This is a genomic window from Microbacterium sp. ZOR0019 (assembly GCF_000800925.1).
GTDB lineage: Bacteria > Actinomycetota > Actinomycetes > Actinomycetales > Microbacteriaceae > Microbacterium > Microbacterium aurugineum.
The window spans coordinates 36,444-50,813 of the sequence record NZ_JRKC01000005.1; the positions used below are offsets into that span (position 1 = coordinate 36,444).

At 67.3% G+C, this 14,370-nt stretch carries 15 protein-coding genes and 4 tRNA genes; 9 read left to right on the forward strand and 10 right to left on the reverse strand.

The annotated features are described in order from the left end of the window. Positions 1–6 precede the first annotated feature (6 nt). The gene (locus tag L978_RS01075) at positions 7–1,161 is read left to right on the forward strand and encodes an alpha/beta hydrolase family protein (protein ID WP_047519443.1); all 1,155 of its coding nucleotides are present in this window, start codon (positions 7–9) and stop codon (positions 1,159–1,161) included. Here the strand turns inward: L978_RS01075 and L978_RS01080 are convergent. Both L978_RS01080 and L978_RS01085 read right to left on the reverse strand, forming a co-directional pair. Further along, positions 1,145–1,576 (reverse strand): SufE family protein, encoded by a 432-nt coding sequence (locus L978_RS01080; RefSeq protein WP_047519445.1) that lies wholly within the window; start codon positions 1,574–1,576, stop codon positions 1,145–1,147. The genes L978_RS01075 and L978_RS01080 overlap by 17 nt on opposite strands. 19 nt (positions 1,577–1,595) lie before the next feature. Next, the gene (locus tag L978_RS01085; RefSeq protein WP_047519447.1) at positions 1,596–2,489 is read right to left on the reverse strand and encodes a sulfurtransferase; all 894 of its coding nucleotides are present in this window, start codon (positions 2,487–2,489) and stop codon (positions 1,596–1,598) included. Positions 2,490–2,635: 146 nt separating this feature from the next. Here L978_RS01085 and zapE point away from each other — a divergent pair, with 146 nt between their 5' ends. The 3 genes from zapE (at position 2,636) to L978_RS01100 (ending at position 5,639) form a co-directional block, all read left to right on the forward strand. Continuing rightward, entirely contained in the window at positions 2,636–3,661 is a 1,026-nt protein-coding gene (zapE, locus tag L978_RS01090; protein WP_047519449.1) for a cell division protein ZapE, read from the forward strand. 134 nt (positions 3,662–3,795) lie between these two features. Continuing rightward, positions 3,796–5,034 carry an ammonium transporter gene (locus L978_RS01095; protein ID WP_047519451.1) on the forward strand — a complete coding sequence of 413 codons (1,239 nt, stop codon included), beginning with the start codon at positions 3,796–3,798 and terminating at the stop codon, positions 5,032–5,034. Positions 5,035–5,054: 20 nt separating this feature from the next. Beyond that, positions 5,055–5,639, forward strand: coding sequence for a type II toxin-antitoxin system PemK/MazF family toxin (locus L978_RS01100; protein ID WP_197055602.1), 585 nt, complete (start codon positions 5,055–5,057; stop codon positions 5,637–5,639). Here L978_RS01100 and L978_RS01105 read toward each other — a convergent pair. Then, on the reverse strand, positions 5,605–6,762 hold the full coding sequence (locus L978_RS01105; protein WP_081996881.1) for a DUF1611 domain-containing protein: 1,158 nt from the start codon (positions 6,760–6,762) through the stop codon (positions 5,605–5,607). The two genes, L978_RS01100 and L978_RS01105, sit on opposite strands and share 35 nt — an antisense overlap. Positions 6,763–7,006: 244 nt before the next feature. Here L978_RS01105 and L978_RS01110 point away from each other — a divergent pair, with 244 nt between their 5' ends. After that, entirely contained in the window at positions 7,007–7,393 is a 387-nt protein-coding gene (locus L978_RS01110; protein WP_047519453.1) for an SPW repeat domain-containing protein, read from the forward strand. A 59-nt stretch (positions 7,394–7,452) separates the two neighbouring features. Here L978_RS01110 and L978_RS01115 read toward each other — a convergent pair whose 3' ends face one another. Next, complete coding sequence (locus tag L978_RS01115; protein WP_047519455.1) at positions 7,453–7,905, reverse strand: GIY-YIG nuclease family protein; 453 nt, start codon at positions 7,903–7,905, stop codon at positions 7,453–7,455. A 128-nt stretch (positions 7,906–8,033) separates the two neighbouring features. On the opposite strand from L978_RS01115, the gene L978_RS01120 reads away from it, so the two are divergent. Then, positions 8,034–9,095: a PQQ-dependent sugar dehydrogenase gene (locus L978_RS01120; protein WP_047519457.1), complete on the forward strand. Its 1,062-nt coding sequence runs from the start codon at positions 8,034–8,036 to the stop codon at positions 9,093–9,095. A 17-nt stretch (positions 9,096–9,112) separates the two neighbouring features. On the opposite strand, the gene L978_RS01125 is transcribed toward L978_RS01120, so the two are convergent. Beyond that, a tRNA-Val gene (locus tag L978_RS01125) sits at positions 9,113–9,188 on the reverse strand. 151 nt (positions 9,189–9,339) lie between these two features. Between L978_RS01125 and L978_RS01130 the strand changes: the two genes are divergently transcribed. The 3 genes from L978_RS01130 (at position 9,340) to L978_RS01140 (ending at position 9,636) form a co-directional block, all read left to right on the forward strand. Next, positions 9,340–9,412 (forward strand) — tRNA-Gly (locus tag L978_RS01130). Positions 9,413–9,466: 54 nt separating this feature from the next. Then, positions 9,467–9,537 (forward strand) — tRNA-Cys (locus tag L978_RS01135). A gap of 27 nt (positions 9,538–9,564) precedes the next feature. Continuing rightward, a tRNA-Val gene (locus L978_RS01140) sits at positions 9,565–9,636 on the forward strand. A gap of 200 nt (positions 9,637–9,836) precedes the next feature. On the opposite strand, the gene L978_RS01145 is transcribed toward L978_RS01140, so the two are convergent. From L978_RS01145 to L978_RS01165, 5 genes are all read right to left on the reverse strand, one after another. Further along, positions 9,837–11,063 (reverse strand): Dyp-type peroxidase, encoded by a 1,227-nt coding sequence (locus tag L978_RS01145; protein WP_047519459.1) that lies wholly within the window; start codon positions 11,061–11,063, stop codon positions 9,837–9,839. Then, on the reverse strand, positions 11,063–11,596 hold the full coding sequence (locus tag L978_RS01150) for a copper chaperone PCu(A)C (protein WP_047519461.1): 534 nt from the start codon (positions 11,594–11,596) through the stop codon (positions 11,063–11,065). The genes L978_RS01145 and L978_RS01150 overlap by 1 nt, the downstream gene beginning before the upstream one ends. An 11-nt stretch (positions 11,597–11,607) precedes the next feature. Further along, complete coding sequence (locus L978_RS01155) at positions 11,608–12,195, reverse strand: copper resistance CopC family protein (protein WP_052193238.1); 588 nt, start codon at positions 12,193–12,195, stop codon at positions 11,608–11,610. A gap of 117 nt (positions 12,196–12,312) precedes the next feature. After that, on the reverse strand, positions 12,313–12,918 hold the full coding sequence (locus L978_RS01160) for a hypothetical protein (protein WP_052193239.1): 606 nt from the start codon (positions 12,916–12,918) through the stop codon (positions 12,313–12,315). Positions 12,919–12,960: 42 nt separating this feature from the next. After that, positions 12,961–14,337 (reverse strand): cryptochrome/photolyase family protein, encoded by a 1,377-nt coding sequence (locus L978_RS01165; RefSeq protein WP_047519465.1) that lies wholly within the window; start codon positions 14,335–14,337, stop codon positions 12,961–12,963. Positions 14,338–14,370 lie beyond the last annotated feature (33 nt).

The following is a 14,370-nucleotide window of genomic DNA, read 5'->3' on the forward strand; positions in this document are numbered from 1 at the left end:
GAAGCGATGAAGAGTCTCAGGCACGCCGTTACCCTCCTTGTCCCCGCCCTGTTCGCTTTCGGGGCGGCGTTCGCTCTCGTCGTGTTCGCCGTGGCCCGGCGAGTGGTCACCCCCATGCGTCGCGCGACCGACACCGAGATCCTCGCGGTCGACACCGGCGCACAGACCATCGAGCTGCAACGCACTCCCGACACCGAGCTTCCCGGTCGTTACGGCCTGTTCACGACGGGCACCTACGGCTATGTCAAGCTCGGCGCCGTGCTCAGCGCGGACACGGGGACGGTGCGTCGCAAGCTCCTGACACAGATCGAGCAGGGTGCTCGCGTCGACCGCGCCGCGGCCTTCAGCGGTTACTACTACTCCTCCCCGAGTGAGCTTCATCTGCGGTGGGAGAACCTGCTGATCGGTTCGCCCGCCGGGCCGTGCCCGGCCTGGTATTTCCCGGCGTCATCGAAGACCTGGGTGGTCCAGGTGCACGGCCGTGGGGCGACACGCGCCGAGTGTCTCCGTGCGGTGCCGGTGCTGCATGCCGCCGGCCTTCCCAACCTCGTCGTGTCCTATCGCAACGACGGCGAGGCCCCGCGCACGAAGGCGGGTGCGTACGCCCTCGGTGCCTCGGAGTGGCGTGACGTCGATGCCGCGATCGCTTATGCGTTGCGGCACGGTGCCGAACGCGTCATCCTGATGGGTTGGTCGATGGGAGGTGCGGTGTCGCTGCAGGCAGCGGTCACCTCCGGGCACCGCGATCGTGTCGCCGGGATCATCCTCGAATCGCCGGTTGTCGACTGGCGCGCGGTGCTGAGATTCCAGGCGAAGCTCGCCCGCGTGCGGGCGCCGCTTCCGGAGCTGGCCATGGGAGCGCTGCAGATGCCCCTCACCGCACGCCTCAGCGGAGCGGACGCGCCGATACCGTTCGACCGGTTGGACATGGTCGCTCGTGCGGACGAACTCACCGCGCCGGTGCTGATCCTGCACAGCGACGACGACGGATTCGTGCCGGCGGATTCCTCACATGCGTTGCAGGAGGCGCGCCCCGACCTCGTGACCATGCCGCGGTTCACGGTCGCCCGCCACACGAAGCTGTGGAACTACGATCAGGTCGGCTGGACGACTGCGATCACGGACTGGCTCGAGGCTCAGGGCTTCACCGCTTCTGAATGACCTGGTTCTTCGCGCGCATGAGCATTCCGGTCATGCCCCCGATCCGCAACGGCGATACGGCCTTGGTGAGCCCGATCGACTGCGGGTAGTCGTTCGGTATCGCGAGCACCTCATCGGTGGTGAGGCCGGTCAGGCCCTGGACCAGGATGCTCGCGAACCCACGAGTGGTCGGCGCCTCGGGCGGCGCTGAGGCGTGCATGGTGACGATGTCGTCGTCGACCTCGACGTGGATGTACACCGGCGACTGGCACTCGGCGACCCGTTCGTACATCTCCGGGTGCGCCGCGACCTCTGCGGACACGTCGGGAAGCTCGTCCGAGAACTCGAGCAGCAGCAGGAGACGGTCGGCTTCGGGAATCTCCAGGAATCCGTCGCGGATGTCGGCGAGGGCCTCAGGAACGTCGCTTGTGCTCATCCCTGTCATTGTCACATGCTCAGAGCGTGCCGGGCTCGGATCCGGTGACGATGGGAACACGTACAGCGCTACCCCACTCGGTCCAGGAGCCGTCGTAGTTGCGCACGTTCTCGAAGCCCAGGAGGTGCTTGAGGACGAACCAGGTGTGGCTCGAACGCTCGCCGATGCGGCAGTAGGCGACGATCTCATCGCCCTCGTTCAGGCCTGCTCCGTCGCGGTAGATCTCATCGAGCTCGGCGCGGCTGCGGAAACCGCCGTCTTCCGCGACCGCCTTCGCCCACGGCACGCTCTGCGCGGTCGGGATGTGGCCGGCACGGAGCGAACCCTCTTCGGGGTATGCGGGAGCCGTCGTGCGCTCTCCGTTGTACTCCTCGGGGGAGCGGACATCGATCAGCGGGTTGCCGATGTGGGCGAGGACGTCTTCCTTGTAGGCGCGGAGCACTGAGTCATCGCGCTCGACCACCGGGTACTCGGTCGCCGGGCGGCTGGTCGCCTCGCGGGTGATCTCTCGGCCCTCGGCGATCCAGCGATCGCGTCCGCCGTCGAGGAGGCGGACGTCTTCATGGCCGAACAGGGAGAAGACCCAGAGGGCGTAGGCCGCCCACCAGTTGTTCTTGTCGCCGTAGATCACGACGGTGTCGTCGCGGGAGATGCCCTTGCGGCTCAGCAGTTCCGCGAAGCCCTCGCCGTCGACGTAGTCGCGGACGACGGGGTCGTTGAGCTCGGTGTGCCAGTCGACCTTCACCGCACCCGGGATGTGGCCCGTCTCATAGAGAAGCACGTCCTCATCCGACTCGACGACGACGAGTCCGGGCGTCCCGAGTCGCTGGGCGAGCCACTCCGTGGTCACGAGGCGACCGGGTTCGGCGTACTCGGCGAACTTGGGGGAGGAGGAATCGAACTCGATGGCCATGGGATCTCCGAAGCGTGTGAGCGGATGAGGGGGTGAGTGTGGACGGCGTAGTGTTGATCCGTCCCTTCGACGATAGATCCCCGCCGAGCACCCTGCGCCCGATTCGTAAGACTTCGACACAGGCCAGCACCCGATTCAGGACCGTGATGACCGACACGACCAGCCGCACCGTGCACCTCACCGATCGTCAGCCGACGGTCACCGGACCCGAGATGCTGGCGAGCCTGGTGCCGCCGCCCCAGTTCGACACGGCGACTTTCGACAGCTATCGCGCGGATCCTGCCTATCCTTCGCAGGAGGAGGCGAAGGAGACGTTGATGCGTTTCGCGGGCCGCGGCCCCGCGGTGAAGCGCGGCGGCCTCTTCAGCCGCGCGAAGAAGGAACCCGAGCTCAAACCCGGTGTCTACCTCGACGGCGGCTTCGGTGTCGGCAAGACCCACCTGCTCGCCTCCATCTATCACGCGATGCCGGCCCGACGGAAGTACTTCGGTTCCTTCATCGAGTACACCGCCCTGGTCGGGGCCCTCGGATACAAGAACACCGTCGACCTGCTCAAGGGCGCGGATCTGCTGTGCATCGACGAGTTCGAGCTCGACGATCCGGGCGACACCATGGTCATGACCCGCCTCATCGGAGAGCTCGTTCCCACGGGGACCCGCCTGGCGGCCACCTCCAACACCCCGCCGAACGCACTCGGCGAGGGACGGTTCGCCGCACAGGACTTCCTCCGCGAGATCCACGCCATGTCCGACAGCTTCCAGACCCTGCGCATCGACGGAGTGGACTTCCGCCAGCGGGTGATCGACGGACACGCCGTGGTGCTGGACGACGACGCCTATGAAGCGGCAGCAGCGACGGCGGACGGCACGGCATCCGACGACCGCTTCGACGATGTGATCCGTCACCTCGCCCAGGTGCACCCGTCTCGCTACATCCGTGTGATCGAAGGTCTCGACCAGGTCGGGCTGCGCGACGTGCATCAGCTCACCGATCAGTCCGAGGCGCTGCGCTTCGTCGCCTTCGTCGACCGCGTGTACGACGCCCAGATCCCCGTCATCGCGACCGGGCTCGGGCTCGATTCGGTGTTCTCCGAGGAGATGCTGGCCGGCGGATACCGCAAGAAGTACCTGCGCGCCGTCTCTCGACTCAACGCCTTGACGCATTCTGCGTAACCCCGAAGGGCCGCGTAACGCGATGTTCACACCAGGAGCGGCGCTGTAACAGCGGGGAAACAAACCTCACGCATGCGCGAAACGGCGCGTCGTCACACTGAAGCTCTCAATTACTTCGGATGTGAGGTTTTCCTATGGATGCTCCCGGCAACATCTCGTGGGCGATCACCGCGACAGCGCTCGTTCTGCTCATGACGCCCGGCGTCGCCTTCTTCTACGGAGGTCTCGTCAAGGCGAAGAGCGTCGTCAGCATGATGATGATGAGCTTCGGCTCGATCGGACTTGTCGCCGTGCTGTGGATTCTCTTCGGCTTCTCGATGAGCGCCGTCGACAGCCCGACCGCCTTCGCAGGCAACCCCTTCGCCGACTTCGGGCTGTCCAGCCTGGCGTCCGGTGAAGGATCGAACGTCGCGCTCCTGGGCGTCGCTTACGGCGCGACCTTCGCGATCATCACCGTCGCGCTGATCTCCGGAGCGATCGCGGATCGTGCCAAGTTCGGCAGCTGGCTGATCTTCGCCGGCATCTTCGCCACGGTCGGCTACTTCCCGGTCGCCGCGTGGGTCTGGGGTGGCGGCTGGATCATGAACCTCGGCACGACGCTCTTCGGTGAGGACAGCGGCATCGGCGTGATCGACTACGCCGGCGGTACTGCGGTCCACATCAACGCGGGTGCAGCCGCCCTGGCGCTCGCTCTGGTCCTCGGAAAGCGCATCGGCTTCCAGAAGGGCATCCTGAAGCCGCACAACGTGCCGCTGACCCTCCTCGGTGCCGCACTGTTGTGGTTCGGCTGGTTCGGTTTCAACGCCGGTGCGGAGTGGCTCGCTGAGGACATGGGCGGAGTCGGACTCATCGGGCTGAACACGCTCGGCGCCACCGCGGCCGCGATCCTGGGCTGGATCCTCATCGAGCGCATCAAGGACGGCAAGGCGACTTCGGTCGGTGCAGCCTCCGGTGCCGTCGCCGGTCTCGTCGCCATCACCCCGGCCTGCGCCAACCTCACCCCGGGCTGGTCCCTCCTGCTCGGTGCCGTAGCCGGTATCGTCTGCGCCCTCGCTGTCGAGCTGAAGTTCCGTCTCGGCTTCGACGACTCGCTCGATGTGGTCGGTATCCACCTCGTCGGCGGTCTGATCGGAACCCTGTACCTCGGCTTCTTCGCCACCGACACGGGTCTGTTCGTCGGCGGCGACGCCCGCCAGCTCGCCGTGCAGGTCATCGCCGCGGTCGGCGTGCTGATCTACTCCTTCGTGGTCGCCTTCCTCATCGGCTTCGCGATCGAGAAGACGATCGGATTCCGCGTCACGAGCGAGGACGAGATCGCCGGTGTCGACCAGGTCGTCCACGGCGAGGAGGGATACGCACTCGTCGACGCGTGAACTGCGGTTAGGGTGACCGAGTGGGCAAGAGCAACAGCATCCTGACATCACTCCTGGACATCCTGCGCAAGGCAGTGGGTTCCGGCCGGGCGCCTCGGACATCAGGTCCGAGGCGCCCGGTCGCGCGTCTGCGCACCGAGGAGCAACGACCCGCGCCGTCGTCGTCGACGGTGGAGCGGGGGCGGATGAGCGGCAGCGAGACCGTTCGCGTCGATCCGGACCGGATCACACGTCTGGAGGTCGCCTACGCGCCGCAGCGCGACGGGGCGCCGGATGCCGGGGAGATCGTCTGGACCTGGGTGCCCTACGAGGAGAATGACGGACGCGGCAAGGATCGTCCCGTTCTCGTGATCGGACGCGAGTCCGCTGAGCGCGTGTACGCCGTGCGCATGACGAGCAGACCCCACGACGGCGACCGCGACTATCTCTCGATCGGCACGGGGGAGTGGGACGCGCAGAGACGCGAATCCTGGGTCGACATCGAACAGCTCTACAGCGTGCACGAGCGAGGACTCCGTCGAGAAGCCGCTGTCCTCGACCGACGCCGCTACGACCGGGTCGGTGCCGCTCTCACACGACGCTACGGATGGTCGGCCGCGGGGTGAGGGCAGGGAACGCCTGCAGCACCATGTCGACGAGTTCCCCCAGCGGGCGGGTCAGCGGATCCGTGGCGGGGAGGCCGGTGTCGATCTCGATCCCGTCGATCGCCGCTGTGAGCTGATCCGCGGAGAGGTTCTCGTGATTCACGGTCACACCGATCACACGCGTGTCGGCGAAGGCCTCGATGAGAGCGATCTCGCTGTCGACCGTCGGCATCGCGACCATCGGGAAGTCTCCGAGCACCGTGCGGCCCGGGGCATGCTGCACGATCACTCCGGCAGGCCGGCTCCCACGGAGGATGTGCGCCGACGTGATGTACGCCGGGTGGCTGAGCGCGCCTTGCCCCTCGACGATGATCACGTCCGGGTCTTCGCCCTCGAACGCCGCGACCACCTGGTTCTCGACCTCCCCTGAGCAGTACTGCGGGACGAGTGCGTCGAGCGCCACGCCGTAGCGGCCGCCCTGGATGATCGTGGTCTGTCCGGTGCCGACCATGACGGCATGGATGCCGCGTTCGTTCAGCGCACGAACCAGGATCGTCGCGGTGGTGCGCTTGCCGATGGCTCCGTCGGTGCCGAGGATCGCGATGCGCGGACAGGTCACGTCGAAGATCCGCCCGGAGAACAGGTGGAGGTCCTTCTTCTCGCGCGGGCGGCGGATGTCGGTGATCGTCACTCCGGCCAGCAGCGCGGCGGCCACGAACTCGGCGTCGTCGGTGAGGAACTCGTGCAGACCGTTGATGATGTGCATGGCTCGAGCGATCCCGTCGAGGAGTACGGTGCGCTGACCCGCCGAGAGGAGGCCGTCTGCCGGTGCGACGCCGCAGATCAGGTAGTCCGGGACGTGACCGGCGTGCGCGATGCCCGTGACGAGATCACTGACGATCGGGAGGCCGTTCGCGGTGCCGTCCAGCAGCATGCCGGCATCCGCACCGGCGTGGGTGCTGTCGATGACACTGAGGATCTCGTACTTCTCGGAGTGGCGGACCAGTCCGTTCGCCGTTTTGCCGTCCTGCTCCCCGAATTGACCTTCGCAGTAGACGATCGCCGTCGAGCCGCTCGGGAGGGCGATGGGTGCGGCCCATGCGTGCGCAGGGTCTCGGAAGGTAGGGGTTGACGGGATGGGCATGACGCTCCTCGGGCTCACACAGAGGAGGCGACGGAGAACGAAATGACCGATGAGGCCCGTTGGTCGACGAGAAGTCTTCCCTGATGCCGGCGAGTTGCCGACACTGCTCACCGTAGCAGCGCCGCCTGGGACCGAGCCGCGAACACTCGTCCGCGACCCTTCCTCACGCCGCGGGCAATCCGATGCGCGGAGGGCTTCGAACCAGTGGTGAGTCGCGTTCAGCGGCGCCACACAAGGAGGAATCATGCGTTTCATCCCCACCAAGGTCCACGGAGCTCTCGACTACATCGTCGGCATCGCCCTGATCGCCGCGCCCTGGCTGTTCGGCTTCGCGAGCATGGGCGGACCCGCGGTCATCATCCCGATCGTCCTCGGCATCGGGCTCATCGTCTACAGCCTGTTCACGAAGTACGAGTGGGGTCCGTTCGGTTTCATCCCGATGCCCGTGCATCTCGTGTTCGACATCGTCGCCAGCCTGTTCCTCGCGCTGTCGCCCTGGATCTTCGGCTTCTCCGGAGAGGCTCTCAACGTCTGGCTGCCGCACGTCGTGGTGGGGGCAGCGGTGATCGTCGTCGTCCTCTTCTCGCAGCCGGAGCCTGCGAACGCACGAGGACGCGCAGCCACGGCCTGATCACGTCCCGATACGCGGTGCCGGGCGACTGGACTTCCCGAAGCAGTCGCCCGGCATCGTCATGTGACGGTCCACCCGCGGTCATCTTCTCCGCGCAGCGCTGCGCTCAGCCAACGCGCGTAGAGCACCCAGGGTTCGCCCTCGTGGCGGAGCTGCGAGACGTGCGCGCGCAGAGCGGGCGTGAAGGTGAACCACTCGCCGCCCTCGCGGATGGAGGCGAAGTCGCGGTGTCGCTGCTGCTCCAGGGACCGCCCTCCTCGTTCGAAGGCGAGGAGCTCGTCGTGCCGGAGCGCGGCGAGGCGTCTGCGGGGGTTGCTGCTCGTCCCGATCTTCACGCGCTCGTCGAAGCGGATGTAATAGACGACGTCGACGCGGGGGAGCGGGAGGTCGGCGTCCGGTACATCGCCGTAGCGCCAGCCGCACGCCGCACAGCACCAGTGCTCCTCGGTGCGGATCCCTGCGCCGCCGCCGCAGAGCGCGCACGGGCCGGGGAGAGCGTGAGTCGTCGACACCGGGGCAGACTACGCGCACGGTCGGACAGAACCGACGATGCGACCGAGGAACGGTGCCCCCGGGTCTTCTGCCTGCGTGGTCGTGCGTTTAGCCTCGAGGGGAAGCGTACGGTCCGGAAGGAGCGGTGATGGAGTCGAAGGTGCGACGTGTCCTGCGCGCGTTGGGCATCGCGTCGTTGTCCTCGTTGCTTCTGAGCGCCTGCGCGCCGCTGCCTCACAGCGTCTCTGAGGGCGAAGCCCCGGGGGAGACCTCGACGGTCGTCGAAGATCTGGCCGCGCCGTGGTCCATCGCTTTCCATGAGGGGGCCGCGCTGATCAGCGAGCGCGACACCGCGCGGGTGCTGGAGATCTCCGACGACGGGAACGTGCGTGAGGTCGCCGTGATCGACGGTGTGGAGCCACGAGGCGAAGGCGGTCTCCTGGGCATCGCCGTCCAGGAGGGGTGGCTCTACGCGTACTCCACTGCGGCGGACGAGAACCGGGTGCAGCGGTTTCCGCTGTCCGGCTCCCCGGGATCGATCGAGCTCGGCGAGTCCGACACGGTACTCTCGGGACTCGCGGCCGCGACGAATCACAACGGAGGCCGCATCGCGTTCGGTCCGGACGGCATGCTGTACGTGACCGTCGGCGACGCCGGCGATCGCGAGAGCGCACAGGATCCGAGGAGTCTTTCGGGGAAGATCCTCCGCATCACACCGGACGGCGGCATACCCGAGGACAACCCGTTCGAGGGCTCACCCGTGTACAGCCTCGGCCACCGCAACCCGCAGGGACTGGGCTGGGACGATCGCGGCACGATGTACGCGAGCGAATTCGGCCAGGACACCTGGGATGAGCTCAACGTCATCGAGGCGGGCGGCAACTACGGGTGGCCGGAGGTCGAGGGCGTCGGAGAACGTGGAACCTTCACCGATCCGGTGCAGCAGTGGGCCCCGGATGCGGCGAGTCCCAGCGGGATCGCGATCGCGGACGGTGCGATCTTCGTCGCCAACCTTCGCGGCGAGCGAGTGCGTCGGGTACCGCTGGACGACCTGTCCGCCTCCACCGAGTTCTTCTCGGGCCAGTACGGTCGGATCCGCGATGTGGCGGTGGCTCCGGATGGTGCGCTCTGGGTTCTGACCAACAACACGGATGGCCGGGGTCGACCTGCGTACGGCGACGACAGGGTCATCCGCATCACGCTGGAGTAGCGGCGAATCGGAGGTTTTGGTGGGCGATACCGGACTCGAACCGATGACCTCTTCCGTGTGAAGGAAGCGCGCTACCAACTGCGCCAATCGCCCATACCCGCGGGGTACGTCAACCGATACTACCCGACGCTCGGAGCCCTCGCGGACCAGCCAGCAAGACACGCGCGAGATTCGCAACGGGTTTGGCGGACGGGAAATCTTCGGCTAATGTTTCATGAGTGCCCGGGACAACCGGGAACGAAATGCGGATGTAGCGCAGTTGGTAGCGCACAACCTTGCCAAGGTTGGGGTCGCGAGTTCGAGTCTCGTCATCCGCTCGAGTGCAGAGGATCTTCTTCGGAAGGTCCTTCGCACGTGGGGTCAATCCACACGGTGGCGTGGCCGAGCGGCTAGGCACCGGCCTGCAAAGCCGTTTACACGGGTTCGAATCCCGTCGCCACCTCACGGGAAAACTGAATAGCCCCAACGGGCGCGATTGGCGCAGCGGTAGCGCGCTTCCCTGACACGGAAGAGGTCACTGGTTCGATCCCAGTATCGCGCACAGACAAACCCCCGGGATTTCCGGGGGTTTTTTCGTGTGCCCACGTCTGCGCTGCGGCGCGGGGGGACGCCTGCGCTCGCGCGATCGCTCGCAGGAGCGCAGGCGTCGGCCCTCCGGCGTCCGCTCCCTCTAGAGCCCTCCCGTGCGACCTGGCCACGCCGTCGTAGCCGGTGGGTGCCTCCTGGCGTGATCCGTTCGCCTCATGTCAGGAGCGTCTCACCGATGAACCCGCCCTCCGCGCAACCCGGCGGGATCGCGAAGACGGCCGAGCCGATCGGTACCGTCCACTCGTTGAGCAGGTCGAGTTCGTCGAGCCTCCGCTGCATCGGGACGAACTGCGAGTCGACGTCGGCCTGGAAAGAGACGAAGAGCAGGCCCGACTCCGAGACGGAAGCGCCCGAAGGGCGTTCGTCGTAGTTGTACCCTCGCCGGAAGATCCGTTCGGCACCGTCGCCGCGGGCACGGCGGATGTGAGCGAACTGCGGGATGACGGGGAAGCCGAGGGATGTCTTCGCCTCGAAGTCCGGTTCATCGAACTCCTCGGTGCCGGTCAGCGGCGCTCCATTGGCGAGTGTCCTCCCCACCGATGCATCGCGTCCGCTGCGATCCAGCCGGTCCCACTTGTCGAGGTCCATGTGGATGCGTCGGAGCACCATGCCCGTCCCGCCGGCGAGCCAGCCGTCCGCACTCCACACGACCTCATCGAAGTCCGCTGTGCCGGGTTCCGGGTTGGTCGTGCCGTCCACCTGTCCGAAGAGGTTCCGCATGGTCGTGCCGGGGCGCTCCGTTCCGTACGCGCGGCGGAAGCCCTGCTGCGTCCACCGGACGTCGGCGAAGCCCCGGGCGTCCTTCAACAGCATCCGGGTCGCGTGGGCCACGGTAAGCGGGTCATCGGCGGCGATCTGCAGGAGGAGGTCGCCGTCGGAGAACTCCGCCTGCAACCGGTCCACCCCGAAAGCAGGCAGGGGGGCGAGCCACGATGGACCAACGCCGCCTGCACGCGCGACGAAGTTCGGGCCGAAGCCGAACGTCACGGTGAGCCTCGCCGGAGCGAGCGCGAGCTCCGGCTCGGAGTCGGCGAGCGCGGCGCGACCCTGCGTCAGGCGTGCGGCGTCATCGGTCAGGAGTCCCATCAGCCGGGCCAGCCCGTCGCGATCGACGTCGTCATGCAGGTCGAGGGCGACGAAGAGCCCGTGCGCCTGCGCAGCCGTGTCTATGCCCGCTTGATGGTCGCCGAAGAACGGTACGGTCTGCTCACCGTTCATCGGGGTGGAGGCGGGTGCCTGATCAGCATCCGCGCGGTTCAGGGCGAGATCCACTCCGACGGCAGCGACCGCGCCGACACCGGCGACAGCTCCTCCGAGAAGGAACTGTCGCCGGGTCGACCCGGAGCGTCGGGAGCGGGCGCCCTCAGAGGGCGCCGACATCAGTGATCCATACCCTCGTGCTCTTCGCCGTCCTCATAGTTCTCGTTCGCGCCGGAGTAGTCCTTCACCGGGGCCGTGAACTCGTAGGTGGAGTCGTCCGAGAACGTCACGGTGAAGGTGACGTCGTTGCCGGCGGTGAGCGGGGCGCTCAGATCCATCAGCATGATGTGGTTCGCTCCCGGCTCCAGCGCGAGCGTCTCTCCGGCGGGAATGACGAATCCGCCGGCCTTCTCGCGCATGACCATCTCGCCTGCCTCGTTCTCGACGGTCTCGTGCAGCTCGATCATCGGCGACGCCTCGGACGTCACCGACACGACGGTCACGTCGTCGTCTCCGCTGTTGACGAGGGTTCCGAAGCCGGCGGACATTCCCTCTTCGGCCGACTTCACCCACGCATCCTCGATGGTGACGGTGTCACCATCGGGACGCGTCGTGGGCTCACTCGTGGGGCTCTCAGGAGCGCACCCGGTGAGCGCGAGCAGCGAGACCGCGATCACAGCGGCGAGTCGGGGGAGGTTCTTGGTGGTGTTCACAATGGTGCCTTTCACAGGTCATCTGCTGTCGTCCGCGGACGACGAAGGAATCGAATGAGCACGAGGAGGAGGACGGCCACAGCCGCTCCACCTGCGCCGATGAGCAGCACCCGGAGGGTGGTGCTCGAACCTGTTGCGTTCTGATCCGGTTGTTCTTCGCCTGCGGAGGATGTCGTCGCCGTGTCACCGGATGTCGGGACCTGCATCGGTTCGGCATCGCCGACCGTGAAGGGGATGACCCCGGCGATCGGATGACCGTCCTCCGACACCACCTGCCATCGCACCTGGTAGCCGGCAACGGGCATCCCCGCTTCGAGTCTGGCGGTGACCGTGCGCCCGGCGACCGTGGCGTCGCCGGAGACCCAGTCCTTCCCCGAGGCGTCGACGACCATGACGACAGCCCCGGTCAGCGAATCATCGAGGACCAGGAGCTCACCGGAGAACGACATCGTGATGTCTTCCGGCGCGGCCGCCAACTGCTCGTCAGCGGCCGGGGAGCTGGATACCAACTGGTCGTGGGCGGACGCGGGCGTGGCGATCGCGAGGGTCGCGATCGTCGCCAACGCCAACCCGGCCGCAATCCTGCGGACAGGGAACATGGGATGACCTCTCATCAGACGCCGCGTGTGCGGCGTTCATGCATGCGTTCAGAACCCGCGCGCGACGATCGCGCACGGTGTGACGCGCCTCTGGACCGTGAGGGTCCAGGGCACGGATCAGATCGCAGCGGAGAGAGGAGGAGCGCGGCCCCGAAGGGTCGCCAGAAGGATGAGGCCGCGGCTGCAGGCGAGGTCGAAGACGCCGCGCAGACGGCGGGGCAGACGTATCGCCGGGAGGAGCAGGACGTGATCGACACGGCGGCGCAGCCATCGACTCAGCTGCCGGGCGAGGTCTCGCACGGCGAGGACCAGACGCTCGCCCCGGTACAGCGCGGCCACCGTCAGCAGTGCCGCGACCGCGTGGCCGAGCCACATCGAGGTGTCAGCGGCGACCGCCTCCGGGATGCCGGGCCCCGTGGGGATCACGAGCGGTCCGCCGTGCACGTGCGGCGTCGAGACTCCGGAGGGCGTGACGGTGCCGAGCACGAACAGCGCGTGGAACAGGAACTGACTCACCGCGACGGACACTCCGAGTCGGATGAGTGACAACGAGCGTCCGGCGAGGAGGACGCAGACCATGAACGAGAAGATCCACGGGACGAGGATGCCGAGCGCGCCGGGCACCTGCCCGCCGCCGGTCACGTGGCCGGCGAGTGCGACGAAGATCGCGAGTGACGACGCAGCGAAGCCGCGGATGACGGCTGGCTTCCTGGATTCGGTCACGCTTCCAGTCTGGCACGGACGGCGCGAACCACCGTCGCACGCCTACCGATCGCGGACGCGGTCGTTCCCCTCGCGCCGTGTCTTCGGGGCCCGCTTGACGGCGTCGTACGCTGCGAGCGCAGCTTTCCGTGTCTCCGCGAGGTCGACGATCGGCTCCGTCGGCGCCTTCGATGCCCAACGCGAGATGTAGACGCCCTGCGGGTCGAACTTCTTGGCCTGCAGTTCGGGGTTGAACACGCGGAAGTACGGTGCGGCATCCGCTCCGGAACCCGCTACCCACTGCCAGTTGAAGGGGTTGCTGGCTTCGTCGGCGTCGACCAGCGTGTCCCAGAACCACTCCTCGCCGTGTCGCCAGTCGATCAGCAGATTCTTGATGAGGAACGACGCCGTCACCATGCGCACCCGGTTGTGCATGTAACCCGTGTGCCAGAGCTCGCGCATCCCGGCATCCACCAGCGGGACGCCCGTCTCTCCGTGCTGCCAGGCATCCAGCTGCGACGGGTCGAGCGGCGGCCAAGGGAAGGCGTCGAACTCCGGCCGCAGGTTCTTCGCCGCCAGATCCGGGAAGTGGTACAGCGTGTGCCAGGCGAACTCGCGCCAGCCGAGCTCCGAGAGGAAGCGGCCGCTGCCGTCGATGCCGACCGCCTCGTGCCAGACCGTGAACGGGCTCACCTCGCCCCAGCGGAGCCGCGGTGACAGCAGCGAGGTGGCGCCCGCAGACGGCTCGTCACGGGCGCTGTCGTAGCCGGGAAGGTCGTTCTCGAGGAACTCCTTCACACGGCGCCGCGCGGCCGGCTCACCCGGCTCCCAGGTCTCGCGGAGTCCCGATGCCCAGTCCGGTGTCGTGGGGAGAAGCGCCCAGTCCTCGAGGGCGTCGGATGCCGGCGGACGCGGTGCTCCCGCGATCTCCCGGGGCTCGGGGAGGGGAGTGCGAGGCGCAGGGAGGGCGAGGCATGCGCGCCAGAACGGCGTGAAGACCGAGTAGTGGGTGCCGCTGCCGGTCGTGATCGTCCACGGTTCGTGGAGGAGCGACGCGGCGAAAGATGCGACCGTGACGCCATCCGCGCGGAGTGCCGACTTGATGCCCGCGTCGACGGCGCGTTCCGGGCCGCCGTAACGACGGTTCCAGAACACGGCCCCGGCTCCGGCATCCGTCACGAGCTCCCTCAAGACGCCGTCCGCAGCGCCCCGCCTCAGCACGAGTGTCGCCCCCTTGTCATGCAGGCGTTCCGCGAGCGAGGCGAGCGAATGGTGCAGCCACCACCGTGCTGCGCCGCCGAGCGGACGGAGCCCCTCGGATTCCTCATCGAGCACGAACAGCGCGATGATCGGCTCGCCGTGCTCGATCGCCGCACGGAGTGCAGGATTGTCTGCCAGGCGAAGGTCGTCACGGAACCAGACGATCGAAGGAGAGGACATCGCCCCATTGTCCCTGACCCCGAGGACGATGGA

Excerpts from the sequence above, each read along its gene's own strand:
- L978_RS01110 (WP_047519453.1), top strand. The coding sequence starts at position 7,007 with ATGCGTTTCATCCCCACCAAGGTCCACGGAGCTCTCGACTACATCGTC.
- zapE (WP_047519449.1), top strand. The coding sequence starts at position 2,636 with ATGACCGACACGACCAGCCGCACCGTGCACCTCACCGATCGTCAGCCG.
- L978_RS01155 (WP_052193238.1), bottom strand. The coding sequence starts at position 12,195 with ATGTTCCCTGTCCGCAGGATTGCGGCCGGGTTGGCGTTGGCGACGATC.
- L978_RS01085 (WP_047519447.1), bottom strand. The coding sequence starts at position 2,489 with ATGGCCATCGAGTTCGATTCCTCCTCCCCCAAGTTCGCCGAGTACGCC.
- L978_RS01145 (WP_047519459.1), bottom strand. The coding sequence starts at position 11,063 with ATGTCGGCGCCCTCTGAGGGCGCCCGCTCCCGACGCTCCGGGTCGACC.
- L978_RS01075 (WP_047519443.1), top strand. The coding sequence starts at position 7 with ATGAAGAGTCTCAGGCACGCCGTTACCCTCCTTGTCCCCGCCCTGTTC.
- L978_RS01120 (WP_047519457.1), top strand. The coding sequence starts at position 8,034 with ATGGAGTCGAAGGTGCGACGTGTCCTGCGCGCGTTGGGCATCGCGTCG.
- L978_RS01105 (WP_081996881.1), bottom strand. The coding sequence starts at position 6,762 with ATGCCCATCCCGTCAACCCCTACCTTCCGAGACCCTGCGCACGCATGG.
- L978_RS01095 (WP_047519451.1), top strand. The coding sequence starts at position 3,796 with ATGGATGCTCCCGGCAACATCTCGTGGGCGATCACCGCGACAGCGCTC.
- L978_RS01080 (WP_047519445.1), bottom strand. The coding sequence starts at position 1,576 with ATGAGCACAAGCGACGTTCCTGAGGCCCTCGCCGACATCCGCGACGGA.
- L978_RS01165 (WP_047519465.1), bottom strand. The coding sequence starts at position 14,337 with ATGTCCTCTCCTTCGATCGTCTGGTTCCGTGACGACCTTCGCCTGGCA.